The organism is Flavimaribacter sediminis (assembly GCF_019492055.1).
Lineage (GTDB): Bacteria > Pseudomonadota > Alphaproteobacteria > Rhizobiales > Rhizobiaceae > Flavimaribacter > Flavimaribacter sediminis.
Map to the genome: position 1 here is coordinate 117,594 of NZ_JAICBX010000001.1, position 13,294 is coordinate 130,887.

Here is a 13,294-nt window from a genome sequence, read left to right on the forward strand (position 1 = left end):
CTCTACGCAATCGGGATCGCGCGAAACAATAATGACGACATCGTCACGCCTACAATATCAGCTGCGCATTACCCGGCCCTTCGTCAAGAATTGCGCGGAGCTTTTCCAATCCGGCCTTGAGCCGGCTTTCGTCGGCCTCGTGGCTCAGGCAGATTCGGATAGCGTTTGGCGCTGACTGCGCCGCTACAGCAAACGCCGTTCCGTTCGTTACCTTGACACCCCCGTCCGATGCCTCAAGAGTAAACTGGTCGGCGGACCACCCGTCGGGAAGCGTGAGCCAAAAATGAAGCCCATGGGTCACTTCAGGTATATATCCGCCAAGGATGTGTTGGGCTATTTGCTGGCGTTTATGTGCGGTTTTGATCTGCATTTCAGTCAGTTGTTCGGAGGTTCCATCCTGAATCCATTGGGCGAAAATTTCCGTCATCAGTGGAGGGGGCATCCAGCAGGTCAGGTTCACCGCATTGCGAATTGGGTTGACCATTCTGGTCGGCGCGCAAACCAGACCGACGCGCAACCCGGGAGCCAGGCATTTCGAAGCGCTGGTTATATAGATCGTGCGTTCCGGGGCGAGCATGGCCACCGGTTCGTGGCGATCCCTGTGCAGCAAACCGAACACATCATCTTCGATGAGAAGAATATCATGGCGACGGGCGATGCTGGACAAGGCTCTGCGCCGCTCCGCTTTCATCGTACGGCCGGTTGGCGTCTGGAGCGTCGGAGTTATGTAAAGGGCCTTGACCGAACGCTCACTGCATATCCGGTCGAGTTCGTCAGGGCGGACGCCGTCCTCGTCAATCGCAACGGGCGCAATTTTCAGGCTCAGACGGGCAGCCATCGCCTTGACAGGCGCGTAGGTCAGCGCTTCGGTCAACAACAGGTCCCCCGGCCGGGTGAGCGCCGTTAACGCTGCAAATACGCCGTGCTGCGCGCCGGAGGAAATGACGATCCGGTCCGACTCGGACCTGACGCCATGTCGTCGCAGCCATTCGATGCAGGCGTCTGCGACGCGGCCGGAGTCGGATTCCGTCTGGTAATCGGCGAGAGCGGACAGCGTTTGCGATTGTCCAAGTACGGCGCAGGCCTGTGCGAGTTTTGAACCAGCCAGACCCGGTAACGGAAGATTGCGGGAGAGGTCGATAGGGCCTGTGCGCTTTCTGGTCAAACCGCCATCATCACCTGTCTCCCGGATTGTCGAAGGTCCCCGGACAAAGGTGCCCCGCCCGACTTCGCCGCGAATCAAGGCGCGTTCCACGGCTTCCGAATAGGCCCTGCTTGTCGTGTTCGGAGACACGTCCAGTTGATAGGCCAGTTCGCGATGCGGCGGCAGCTTTGCCCCATAGGACAGTCTCCCGCTTTTGATATCATCAGCGAGGGCTTCAACAATCTGGAGGTATTTCGGTCCTCGTTTGCCTGTGAGGTCCGGCAGCCAAATTGCCATCAGTGCAATGTTTTCCTTGTTGGTGCTATTTTTCAGTGCAATATTGGATGCAATCAATGCATTTTGCAAGTCTGGATAACGCACGTGGTCACTCCCAAAGCGTCGACGGGAGTCTCCCTGTCACTCGTCAGTCTCGGCCTTCTCGCGGTCATGCCAATCATCTCCAATGGCCGGCCGGAGGGATTCAGCGCTCTGGGCTTTGCCTTTTATCTTTCGGTCTGGCAGACGATCTTCGCGCTTCCTCTGTTCGTCGTCGAGTTATGCTTCGGAAACAGAGGGATATTTGCGGCCGGTCTCGATTTTCGCGCGGCCTGGCGAACTGCTCTTGTGGCCGTTGCGACAGGAGCCATGTTCGGTTTGTCCACCTATCTTTATGTGCTCGGCGTCGAGCGGGCCGGAGCGGCTAGCGCATCAATTGCCCTGCAGGCTTATCCCGTCTTTTCCATTTTTTGGGAGACATTGTTTCTCAAACGCCGGAAATCGCCGTCGGAACTCGTATTGACGGCGGTGCTTGTTGCGGCTCTCTATTATCTCGGGACACAGGGAACGGGGCGGATTGACGGATTTTCCGCATGGTTTCTTGTCGCCCTTGCGGTGCCGTTCCTGTGGAGCATTGCCCACGTGATCATCAAGGAGGAATTCAATCGCGTGCCGATAACCCCGGCGCAGGTAACATTGTTTCGGGTGGCTGTTTCGTCGGTATTTCTGGCGATCATTCTGGCGTTTGTCGACCCGGCGGCATTCCTTGCCGATGCAAGCCGTCTCGACTTCCAGTCATTCGCCGTTCTCATGGGACTGGTCTATTACCTTGAGCTGCTCGTCTGGTTCTATGCTGTGCGCCATATCGACGTCTCCCTGGCCAGTTCCATCACAACGCCGTGGCCGGCGTTCACCATGCTGCTGGCGGTGATTGTCCTGGGTAATGAGGTTGAGACCTATCAGATCGGCGCATTTGTGATTGTTGCGGCTTCGATTTACGGTCTCACCCTGGCTGGGTTGCAGAAAACTCGTCGTCAAAATGCGTGACGAAGACGACAGCGTTACGGCTCGGACCAGATATCCCGCATCCGGTTCCAGATTTTCTCTCCGACCAGGCAATCATAGGCTTCGCTCGCCTGAATGCGCACGACCAGGTCCCGGGCCATGGGCGGGGCGGCGTCAGCCAGTTCCAGAACAAGTTTCTGGCGAACGGCGGCCGGAAACTGCGACCATTCTTTGACCGGCAGAACGAACGACCTCGGCCCGCCGATGACGCAATGTCGATAATACTGATCGAGATCATCCAGCATCCATTGCGTGCCCATGCCTTCTTTTGTCATCAGAGGCAAACCATTGATGACAATGCCGCGGGCGAGCGCCTCGTCGCGGGCAGGCACGACCGGCCGTCCATGATTGTTGGGCCCGTCGCCGGAAATATCGATGACCTGACGATTGGCGATGAAACCATTGTCTGCGAAAAGGCCTGACGTAAAGTCGATTGCGCCCGAGATCGACGTGCGCCGCAAGGAATTCTCGAAACGGGCGGTGAGTTGTTCGGCGAAGACGCGGGCCTCGTCCACATTGCTGATGATCATCCAGTCGACCACCACGTTCTGGGACCATGAACCGGCCCATTCGACATAGGTGATGGCTATGCGGCCGATCAGACCATTGCGAATGGCGCCTATCACCTCGTCGCTGACGATGGCTTCGGCGTATCCACGTCTCTGGATTTCCAGTTCATTGGGAGTCATCGACCGGGAGACGTCGACAGCGAGGATAAGTTCGACGTCAACCTCTGTGTCGTCCGCAACAGAAATGCCGGCGGGGAAAACCGACGCCAGAATGAGAAGAAACAGGCAAACGAAATGTCTGGTGCTACAACCCGCTACCCGTTTCGGCGATTTACCGAAATCAGACATGGCCATTTAATAACGATAGCACGAATCCGAGCTTGTTGCGCGCTCTTTGCATCGCAACATCGATTTTCCTCAATGACATTTGCGGCGCCGGAAAGTGATCAGATCGACGCAGCGGCGCTGCAATGGCTGGAATTCACGCGCGGCAGGTGCAAGAATGAATCTCACAGCTCTTGCAGGCAGAACGGATTGGCGAGGTCAACCGACCTGATCTGCTCGTTCGGGCTAATAAGTGAGCGGTTTTGGTCGAACCGACCGGCCCGTCAAATTTAGCTATGAGGGGATTGCCATGGTTACGGAGAAATCCATCCGCATGTCGCATCGCGCCATGTCTGCGGCGCTTGTTCTGCTGCTTGCTCTATTCAGCCTGTTCGCCACGGCGGCGGTCGGGCAACATTTGCGCGACGGCAGAAACGTCGTTCTTGAGGGGGACCTGACCGGCGTCCAGTTCACTGGCGGCGAAACCGTGCTCATCAAGGCAAATATTGCAGATGACCTGTTCGCCGCTGGCCGATATGTCACGCTCGAGGACGCGACGGCTGGAAACACCTATATCGCCGCGTTTGAAGTCGATCAGCGCAGTGGCGCCGTCGGCGATCTGGTGGCCATGGCGCATACGGTCATCATTTCCGGCAGCGTGGAAGATGACCTGTTGTCGGCCGCCCGGATGATCAGGATAGCGTCATCCGCCACGATCGGGGGCGACGCGCGGCTGGCGGCCGAAAACATGGATATCGGGGGGAAGATCGCAGGCAATCTCCGGGCCGCGGCAAAGAGCGTAACCATATCGGGCGAGGTTGCCGGTACGGTGGACCTTCTTGCGCAAAAGATCGTCATCGGACCGAACGCAGTCATCAACGGCGATGTCACCTATCGGTCGGAAGTCGAGCCTGAAATCGCTGAAGGCGCAAAGATCTCCGGCAGTGTGACAAAAGTCGAAAGCAATCTCCCGGAGATGCGCTCGATCATTGGCGCAATAATCGGCATCGTCATCGGTTTGCTGATCGGCTGGGTTGTGGCGTTCCTCGTTCTGACCGCGATTCTCGCCTGGGCCTTTGTCGGTTATTTTTCCATTGCTGCGAATCGGCTCGTCGACCGGCCCTGGGCGAGCCTCGGCATCGGTATCGCAATCCTGATAGTCGGAGCCGTGCTGAGTTTGCTGCTTTTCATTTCGATTGTGGGGATTCCCCTGGGCGTCGCCCTGTTTGTTGCGATCGGGATCGTCAAACTTTTCGGATCCGTAACCGTGAGCGCTTGTGTCGGTCTGTATCTGAGAGGGCTGCTGCGACGCAGTGCGCCGCCGCCCTCGACCGCCGGCAGGACAGGTTGGACCGTCATCGGCGCCGTCATTCTGGGTCTTGTGATGCTCATTCCCTTCGTCGGCGTCGTGATCACCGGCCTGGCTGTCGTGGCGGGAGCCGGCGCGGCTTCCGTGGAGGCCTGGCGCAGGCTCCGATTGACGACCGTGTGACGGACTTCCGTTACGTTTTGTCGGGAGGCGGCAGCATATAGCTTCCCGACACCGAGGCGGCGGGAGCGCCGCCTTGCTCGCAGAGAATGGCGCGCAGGAAAGCCATCTGCCGGCCGAGCCGCAGGATCTCGACGTCGCATTTGACGCCGAGATTGCGTATCGGCTTCATGAAGGACGTCGTCTGATCTACCGTCGTCACCGGCCGAAAACCGTCGAATCTCGCGCACAGAGCGAGCACCATCGCCGTATCGGCGAAGGCCGACAGGGCTTGCCCGCAAACGATGCCGCCTATCCGAACGAGGCGGTCGTTTTCCGGGATCGTGAACCGAGCGAGATTGTCGTCAATTGATGTGACCTCAATCGCGAGGTCTTGCACCCAGGGCGCGAAAACCTGTGGAATGATTTTGGCGACGTCGTGCTTGTCCAGCATCTGCTTCCTCCCGAACCGATTTCCCTTTCTGACAGGGTTAACATGGCCGGGACGAGGTGCAATAGTGGGGTCCGCATGTTGCCGAGATGGAAGGGGATTGTCATGGCGGAAGATCGAAAGGCGCTGTCGCGCGCCGTGCTGAATTTGTGGAGTTCGGAAGTCGGCGATTCTGCGGACGGACTTTTCAGCGAGGATTACGTCAATCATCAGGAACCGGACGCCGCAGGCGACATATCGGACAATACGCTCAAGGATTATCTGGCGATCGTCGATGTGTATCGCAAGGGATTTTCAAAGTCGGAAGTGCGTTTCCACATGCAGATCGAGGAAGGGGATCTTGTCGCAACCCGCTGGACAATCAAGGGCGTTAACGACGGTGAATATCTCGGTCACGCGCCAACCGGCAAGACCGTTGAGTGGACCGGCATCCAGATTGACCGGTTTCGAGATGGAAAGATCGTTGAAAGCTGGGTCGATTGGGATAAGTACCGCTTTATGAACACTTTGGGGTTCATTTGAGGTTTCGGCACCAAACAAGAGGATAACATGGCTTCAATACCTCCCGTTTGTGATTTCGGATGGAAAGCGATCGATGCGGAACTCCCCGGAACCGATGGCAAGACCCATCGTATTTTCGATCACACGGGTTCGAATGGTCTCCTTGTCGTCTTCATCTGCAATCATTGTCCCTATGTGAAAGCCATCGCCGACAAGCTCGTGCGCGATGCAAAGGATTTGCAGGCCATGGGCATCGGCGTTGTGGCGGTCAATTCCAATGATTCCGTTTCGCATCCCGAGGATTCCTTCGACAACATGGTCAAATTTGCCGAAGCAAACGGTTTCACATTCCCTTATCTGCATGATGAGGGTCAGTCAGTCGCCAAATCCTACGATGCGGTTTGCACGCCTGATTTCTACGGGTGCAACAGCGATCTGGAACTGCAATATCGCGGTCGCCTGGATGCGTCGCGGGCGCAGGCCGGAGTCAGCGATGCGCCGCGCGATCTTTACAACGCGATGAAGCAGGTCGCTGAAACCGGCAGGGGGCCGCAGGATCAGGTTGCCTCCATGGGCTGTTCCATCAAGTGGAAGGCAGCCTGAACGTCATCAGGAACGGAGCGCGGGCAGGCCAATTCCGGTCGATTGAAATCCGCCGTCGACGGACAGCAATTGTCCCGTGACGTAGCTCGCCTTGTCGGATGCAAGAAACACAACGGCCTCTGCGATCTCCTGCTCGCTGCCATAGCGGTTGAGTGGAATGGCGTCGTGATAGGCCGACCGGATCTCCGGCGTGTGGACGGCGAGCGCAAGCTTCGTGTTGACCGGGCCGGGCGCGACGCAATTGGCGCGAACGCCGAACTCGCCGAGTTCGGCCGCCTGCTGCTGGGTCAGGTGAATAACCGCGGCCTTGCTCGTTCCATACGCGATGCGCAAAGTGCTTGCCCGCAATCCGGAAATCGAGGCTATGTTGACGATTGCGCCCCTGGCTTCCTTCAGCGCAGGAATGAGCCTCTGGGAACACAGGAAGACGCCGTCCAGATTGGTCGCCATGACAGTGCGCCAGCGTTCGAAATCAGTTTGCTCGATCGGGCCGAAATCTGCGACGCCGGCGTTGTTCACCAGCGCATCGATCCGCCCAAATGTGTTTTCCACCTGTCTCGCCATGTCGTCGACCTGATCCGGAAAGGACACGTCGCAGATAACGGGCAGGACATCGTCAAGGTCTGCCGCAGCCTCTCGCAGCGTGTCGGCGTCCCTGTCGATCATGGCGACGCGCCGACCTTCTTCAAGAAACAGTTTCGTGGTCGCGAGGCCTATGCCGCGCGCAGCGCCCGTAACAATTGCTGTTTTTCCGGTCATTTCTCCACCCTGCGTCTGAACGCTTCCTCACTTCGCTTTAGCTGTCCGGCTTCAAAACGCCAAGCGCAATCGAGGTCCGACCCGAGGTCTCGGGAAGCATCCACAGGGGGAGAGGCGAGTCGTAATCAGATTTTTCTAAGATGGTTATCCGGCAGGAAGTCGAGGCTCGTCCGGCTTTCGGTCGATGGCTCGAAGGCGCCGACGCCGTTTTCCGATGCAACGTAGAAGCCTTCCCCAACGGAGCTGAGACCGCACGCATCACGACGGTTCAGAACCTCAAGCGCATTGCCCGAGCGGGCGTCGAAGATGACTGCGCAACCACCCTTCGGAGACGTCGCCGCGAAGGTCGCGTCATCAGCGCTGACCCTGACGGAGCCAATATAATTGCGGAAGCCGCCGATCAGGTTCGTCGGCATGTCGAAGAGCCGGATATTCTCGCCCAGCGCGCCTGTGCCAAGGAGCGGCGGAAGATCCGCTTTGTTGCCCTCATATTGGCCGCCGAAGAATATGCGTCCATTTGCGTCAGCGTCCATGTGACGGATCGAGAGTTGATGCAATTCCGGCGACAATGCGTGTTTCTCCAGCAGATCACCGGTTTCCAGGTCAATGAAGGCAAGCGAAGGCGCCATGGTCGCGAGGTTGAGCTTTTCCCTGCCGAAATCCGGATGGGTCTCAATTCCGCCGTTGGCGACCGCAAGGGTGCGGCCGTCGGGCATAAGCAGAATTTCGTGCGGCCCGAGACCGTAGCTCGACAATTCGCCGATCCGCCTGAACCGGTCGGTGGCGTCGTAGACGCCGATGACGCCTTTCACCCCGTCGTAATCGTTTTCGGTGGCGTAAAGCAGATCGCCGTCTGACGTGAATGCGCCGTGACCATAAAAATGTCGCCCCTCCGGCGCGGCGAAGAAATCCGGTTCTTTCCGACCCTGGACGTCGAAAGCGACAGCAAAGTTGCCCGGTCGTCGTGCAAACGCGACGGCCCGGCCTCGTGGACGATCCAGTGTGATGTCATGGCCGCGATCCGGCAGTGGGACGCTGAAAATTTCCCGACCGTTCTCGTCGAACAGAACGGCGACGAAGCTGCCGTCAGGACGTTTTCCCGCGCTGGCAAAGACGATGCTTTCGGCTTCCCCGCCCTGCGCGAAACCAGGTCCGACCGCAAGGAAAAGACCGGCGCCGATGCCGGTAAGGAATGACCGCCGGTTCGCCCGACGCGCGCTTTGCGATCCTCCCGTCATGTCAATCTCCGTCCAGAGAGCTGAAGCCGGGCTGAAACCCCAGATATGCGCCCATCTGGTCGCCGATCATGTCTCTGAGACTGTCAAGCGCAATGGTCGCGTAGATGAGTTTTCCGCGTAGAGGGGGATCTGAAAACGCCTCTTCGACCGGACGATTAACGGCGCCGATCGCCCGTTTCACGTTTGCAAATTCGAACGGCACCGCATTGACCAGATACTGGCCTTCTTCGGGCAGTCCATCTGCGAATCCTGCTGTGTCCAGGAGTTCCTGGATAGCCTCGACATTGGCGAGAAGCGCGGGGAAGGTCTGTCCGCTCCGCCACAGTGCGCTGCGTTTCGGCGCCGCGCGTGATGAATCCTCACCCAGAGCGGTTTTGAGCTTGAGGTCGCTTGCAATGTCTAGACCTTCGAGGATTGCGTCGCGAAATTCCGAAGCGGCTTCGAGCGGTGTCCGATAAACCGGATTGTCGTCAGCGGGGTTTTTTAAAAGAGCGGAGTAGCCATCCGGATTCGCCCAGTCGTCGCGCAATTCCGCGCTGATGATCGCCATGTTGGTGGCGACTCCAAGTGCGAAGCCGCAGCGGAAGCGACCCGATGGAGCGTCGTCCCCCAGTTCTTCCGAACCGGTTCCATAAAGGAGATAATCCAGCGCGCCGAGCCCCTGTATCGCGACGCTTTTTTCCGCCAGCGCTTGCGCGGAAGTGACGTCGTCTTCCTGCTCCCTCAACGCCTGCGTGATACGCTTGAGAGCAAGCCCTCTCCGATCCGGCCAGAAATACAGCCGCTCCAGGCGGTTGTCGTCGATCAGGGGGCCAAAGCGCAGGAATTCCACTGCCGACCAGGCCTTGACCACGTCGCCGAACTGCGCGTGAACCGTCATGAGCGCGCTTTCCGACGGGTGCTCGCAATAGTCTGAAAGCGTGCCCTGGAGATCCTGCGTGGTTGCTGCAAGCCGTGCAAAGGACGGTCTGATGTAGTCGTCGATCGCTCTGTCGACGATGCCGGACATGAAGCCTTCCGAATCCGGCTCAAGCGTTTGAGCGAGTGACGATGTCGTCAGGAATGCCAGAAGACAGGCGATCGCAAGGGACTTTATCATCAAAGGCTCTCCAGAAACCTGATCAACGCCTGGCGCTGCTCACGTGTCATCGCAGCGAAATTCTCTCGCGCCGTTTCGGCTTCTCCACCATGCCACAAGATCGCCTCTTCCAGATTACGAGCGCGGCCATCGTGGAGAAAATAGGTGTGGCCGTTGACGGTCTCCGTGAGGCCGATGCCCCAGAGCGGCGGCGTACGCCATTCGCGGCCATCGGCCTCGCCGACCTGTTGGCCGTCAGCCATTTCATCTCCGAGGTCGTGCAACAGAAAGTCGGAATATGGCCAGATCAGTTGAAACCGGTGTTCTTTTTGGGGTGCGTCCCTGGTGGTGACGAATTTCGGGGTGTGGCAGCTTGTGCAGCCTGCCGCATAGAATAGTTCCTTTCCCTCCAGTACCTGAGGATCGTCGACATCACGGCGCTGAGGAACAGCCACATTGGAGGAGTAGAAAGTCACAAGATCGAGAACCGGATCGGGCGCTTCCGTATCGCCCAGTCTATCCTGGACGCCGTCAGGCAATGCGCGGCAGGCGGTCTGGTTTTGCGTGCAGTCGCCATAAGGATTCGCCGAAGCAGGCGACGATATTCCTATGTCGCCGGAAAAGGCGTCCGCCGACTGCTGGCGGATGGTCGCATTCTGCGCCTTCCATCCAAATCTTCCGAGCGTGAGTTCTCCGGTCTCCGGATGACGCACGATCTGGACCCTGCCCGAGACGCCGTCCGCGTTTGCGTCGTCGGGGTCGGCGTTGGCGATGATGTCTGCCTGGGGAATGGCTTCCACGAGCCCAAGCCCGATCATGGGCGGCGCGATGCGCGGCGAGATCGCTATTTCGGGATGCATGTCTCCATAGGCCAGGTCCTTGATCTCAAAGGTCGGATAACGCAGGGAAACTATCTCGCCGTCGGGGTAGGCGAAGGGCTTTTCCGTATAGGCGACGCTGATCTTTCCTTCCGCAGCCAAACCCGTAACCGCCTTGTCCTGCAATTGTCCGCCGTAAACAGGGTCGGCGAAATTCAGAACCGCGTGATCTGCGATCAGTCTCCGTTCCGCTTCCGTGTTTGCTGGTCTGGCCAGCCGTATGAGCATCGAAGTGGCGTCGCCGTCTGCAAGTGGCGGGTGACCGCGTCCGTCCTTCAGGTGACAACTCTGGCAGGAGCGGGAGTTGAACAGAGGCCCCAGACCGTCGGATGCCTGGGTGGACGACGGAGATGCAACCCACAATTTGCGGAAAAGCGCATTGCCGAGCTTGAATTCCTGCTCCTGCTCGAAAGTCAGGTTGGCGAGGAATTGCGAGAAGGAATCGCGATTGACGAGTTTCTTCGAGGTTCCGGCGCCTCCTTGCATGGTCTCGAAGGCTTCTGCGCCGGAGAAGTCGGTGGTCGGTTGCGTGACTTTCCGGACCCGTTCCAGATCCTCTGCGGTGAGGTCCTGCCTGGCGCGTTTTTCAAGAATTCCGGCGTGGTTCCCGGCATCGACCAGCGACGCCGTTGCAAAGAGCAACGTGAACGCTGACAGAGCTGCAAGTGCGTGCCGTCTCAAGAGTTTCCACCATTTCCAGCGCGCGTCTGGAGGGCTATTTCTCCGGACAAGGCGCCTGCTGTATTGGAGCAGACCTTTCGATTCAATGCGTCGGAACGCCGCCTACTGGAAGACAGCGTTCGGATTGTCCAGGCTGTCTGAACCCTCGATTGCGAGAGTTTCGAGTTCGAGCGTCGCGACCGCGCGTTCGATCGAGCGGGTCTGATCGATGAGCCCGTCGATTGCAGCCTGAACCACGGCGTTGCCTTCCGTATTGCCTTCGCCGATCATCTGATCGTAGGCTTCGACTGAATTCGCCCTCTCGGCCATCGCCTTCATTTTCTCGATCGTCACGTCCAGTTTCGCCTTCAGCTCCGTATCGACGCCGGCGTCCTTTTCGGCCACCAGATCGGAAACGGACGGTCCTGTGACAGTGCTGCCGTCAGGCCGGGTATATTCGCCAAGATAGACATTGCGAATTCCGATCGCATCGTAGAGGTGCGAATTGTGTGTGTTGTCGGAAAAGCAGTCATGCTCTTCCTCCGGGTCCGCAAGCAACAGGCCAAGCTTCATGCGTTCGCCGGCGAGTTCGCCGTAAGACAATGAACCCATGCCAGTGAGGATTACGGACAATCCGGTTTGGGGGTCCTCAAGCAACTCCCGGCGCGCTGCTCCGTCAGCGCCCCAATTGGCGACCATTTCCTCGAGATCGGTGACGAGCAGGTCGGTGGCCGCCTCAAGATAGGCGCGTCGGCGTTCGCAGTGACCGCCTGTGCAACTCTCGAGATCGAAATCGGTGTAGGGACGATCTCCCGCGCCCGGCCCGGTTCCGTTGAGGTCCTGCCCCCAGAGCAGGAACTCGATGGCGTGGTAGCCGCTCGCCACATTGGCTTCTATATCGCCTGCTTCATGCAGGGTTCCGCCTATGAATTCCGGGGTGATTTCAGTCGCGTCGACCTCTTCGCCGTTGATCATCAGTACGGAGCTGGCGATGACATTCGCTGTGTAGAGGCTGTTTTCGTCGCTTTCGCTGCCATAGGAGGTATCGACATAGTCGATCAGTCCTTCATCCAGCGGCCAGGCGTTGACCCGACCTTCCCAGTCGTCAACGATCGCGTTGCCAAACCGATATGCTTCGGTTTGCTGATAGGGCACACGCGCTGCAAGCCAGGCTTCTTTCGCCGAATCAAGCGTCTCCTGTGAAGGATTCGCCAGAAACGCGTCGACCGCTGCTTCAAGCGATTTCGCCGTTGTCAGCGAATCGGAATACGTCGCTTCGGCAAGGTCCGCATAATGGTCGACCACCTCTTGCGCCGATGGCGCAGCCGCTGCATGCCCTGCAAAAACGAGGGAAGTCGCTGCAAGCACAGTGCGAATGGTTCTCTTTTTTATCATCTGGAATCCTTCTGTTTAGAAGTATCGAATTCGGCCCCACGGGTTGCGCGATTTCGCTGCCGGCACAGGCTTGGAGCTTTGGGGTTTAAACATGACTTCTGTTATCATTATTTCAGCATATGTAAATCTGCCTGCGGCGAATATTCTGTCGCAGGGCGAATATGCGAAATGCCTGTCGAACGTCGTTGGTTGACCGTTCGTTCGGTTTATTTTACTTCTAGCCGTCCTAAAGGCTGCGCAGGTGCGTGACGTGTTCACGAACCCCGTCGCAGGCAGCGAAGGGCTTGCCATGGCTCGTACCCGGGCACAGGACTACGATGAAAAGCGGTTGGCGATCTTGCAACAATCCGCCGAGCTGTTTTCCAGACACGGTTATTCCGGCACCTCGATCACGATGATTGCGGATGGATGCGGCGTCTCGAAGGCGCTGATCTACCATTATTATCCGGACAAGGAAGCTGTTCTGTTCGACATGCTCGACGAACATCTGCAGAGCCTGGTCGAAGTCGTCCAGAACGCATCTGACGCCGTTGCGGATCCCCGCGAGCGGGTCTACGCCATCGCCGCGGCGTTGCTGGACGCCTACCAGGACGCGGACGCTCATCACCAGGTGCAGATATCAAGCCTGAAGCTGTTGCCGGATGACAAGCAGGAGCTGTTGAAGAATTGCGAGCGCACGCTTGTGAAGCTGATGTCGGAAGCGCTTGCCGAAGCTCTTCCGCACCATGCCGACGGTCCTTTTCTCATGCCGCTGACCATGTCGGCCTTCGGGATGCTCAACTGGAACTACATGTGGTTCCGGGAAGGCAGAGGAATGACGCGCGCCCGATATGCGAGGTTCGTTGCTGATCTGCTTCTGTCCGGGGCCCCCGAGGCAATCAGGTCTGACAGCTTCTGAAAACAGCGCCTCAGAAAGTGCATTTCTTGAGTTGCTGAACCCTTCCG

General features: G+C 58.2%; 13 protein-coding genes. 5 read left to right on the plus strand and 8 right to left on the minus strand.

Going from position 1 to position 13,294, the window contains the following annotated elements:
* Nucleotides 1–49: 49 nt before the first annotated feature.
* Entirely contained in the window at nt 50–1,441 is a 1,392-nt protein-coding gene (locus K1W69_RS00565) for an aminotransferase-like domain-containing protein (RefSeq protein WP_220226391.1), read from the minus strand.
* A gap of 84 nt (nt 1,442–1,525) precedes the next feature.
* Here K1W69_RS00565 and K1W69_RS00570 point away from each other — a divergent pair, with 84 nt between their 5' ends.
* Nucleotides 1,526–2,467, plus strand: a complete 942-nt coding sequence (locus K1W69_RS00570; protein ID WP_220226392.1) for a DMT family transporter — start codon at nt 1,526–1,528, stop codon at nt 2,465–2,467.
* Between the two features lie 14 nt (nt 2,468–2,481).
* Here K1W69_RS00570 and K1W69_RS00575 read toward each other — a convergent pair whose 3' ends face one another.
* The gene (locus K1W69_RS00575) at nt 2,482–3,342 is read right to left on the minus strand and encodes a DUF1194 domain-containing protein (protein WP_220226393.1); all 861 of its coding nucleotides are present in this window, start codon (nt 3,340–3,342) and stop codon (nt 2,482–2,484) included.
* A 286-nt stretch (nt 3,343–3,628) separates the two neighbouring features.
* Here K1W69_RS00575 and K1W69_RS00580 point away from each other — a divergent pair, with 286 nt between their 5' ends.
* Nucleotides 3,629–4,810, plus strand: a complete 1,182-nt coding sequence (locus K1W69_RS00580) for a bactofilin family protein (protein ID WP_220226394.1) — start codon at nt 3,629–3,631, stop codon at nt 4,808–4,810.
* A gap of 10 nt (nt 4,811–4,820) precedes the next feature.
* On the opposite strand, the gene K1W69_RS00585 is transcribed toward K1W69_RS00580, so the two are convergent.
* Nucleotides 4,821–5,240 (minus strand): PaaI family thioesterase, encoded by a 420-nt coding sequence (locus K1W69_RS00585; protein ID WP_220226395.1) that lies wholly within the window; start codon nt 5,238–5,240, stop codon nt 4,821–4,823.
* Between the two features lie 102 nt (nt 5,241–5,342).
* On the opposite strand from K1W69_RS00585, the gene K1W69_RS00590 reads away from it, so the two are divergent.
* Nucleotides 5,343–5,759 (plus strand): ester cyclase, encoded by a 417-nt coding sequence (locus K1W69_RS00590; RefSeq protein ID WP_220226396.1) that lies wholly within the window; start codon nt 5,343–5,345, stop codon nt 5,757–5,759.
* Between the two features lie 27 nt (nt 5,760–5,786).
* Nucleotides 5,787–6,341 (plus strand): thioredoxin family protein, encoded by a 555-nt coding sequence (locus tag K1W69_RS00595; protein WP_220226397.1) that lies wholly within the window; start codon nt 5,787–5,789, stop codon nt 6,339–6,341.
* Between the two features lie 6 nt (nt 6,342–6,347).
* Here K1W69_RS00595 and K1W69_RS00600 read toward each other — a convergent pair whose 3' ends face one another.
* The 5 genes from K1W69_RS00600 to K1W69_RS00620 all read right to left on the minus strand — a co-directional run bounded on the left by K1W69_RS00600 (nt 6,348) and on the right by K1W69_RS00620 (nt 12,346).
* Nucleotides 6,348–7,100: an SDR family NAD(P)-dependent oxidoreductase gene (locus K1W69_RS00600; RefSeq protein ID WP_220226398.1), complete on the minus strand. Its 753-nt coding sequence runs from the start codon at nt 7,098–7,100 to the stop codon at nt 6,348–6,350.
* A 125-nt stretch (nt 7,101–7,225) separates the two neighbouring features.
* Nucleotides 7,226–8,338 (minus strand): DUF1513 domain-containing protein, encoded by a 1,113-nt coding sequence (locus K1W69_RS00605; RefSeq protein WP_220226399.1) that lies wholly within the window; start codon nt 8,336–8,338, stop codon nt 7,226–7,228.
* Between the two features lies 1 nt (nt 8,339).
* A complete protein-coding gene (locus tag K1W69_RS00610) occupies nt 8,340–9,437 on the minus strand; it encodes an imelysin family protein (RefSeq protein ID WP_220226400.1) in 1,098 nt (365 codons plus the stop codon).
* Nucleotides 9,437–10,975, minus strand: coding sequence for a di-heme oxidoreductase family protein (locus K1W69_RS00615; RefSeq protein WP_370688155.1), 1,539 nt, complete (start codon nt 10,973–10,975; stop codon nt 9,437–9,439). The genes K1W69_RS00610 and K1W69_RS00615 overlap by 1 nt, the downstream gene beginning before the upstream one ends.
* A gap of 102 nt (nt 10,976–11,077) precedes the next feature.
* On the minus strand, nt 11,078–12,346 hold the full coding sequence (locus K1W69_RS00620; RefSeq protein WP_370688208.1) for an imelysin family protein: 1,269 nt from the start codon (nt 12,344–12,346) through the stop codon (nt 11,078–11,080).
* A 292-nt stretch (nt 12,347–12,638) separates the two neighbouring features.
* Between K1W69_RS00620 and K1W69_RS00625 the strand changes: the two genes are divergently transcribed.
* Nucleotides 12,639–13,247 (plus strand): TetR/AcrR family transcriptional regulator, encoded by a 609-nt coding sequence (locus K1W69_RS00625; RefSeq protein WP_220227788.1) that lies wholly within the window; start codon nt 12,639–12,641, stop codon nt 13,245–13,247.
* Nucleotides 13,248–13,294: the final 47 nt, after the last annotated feature.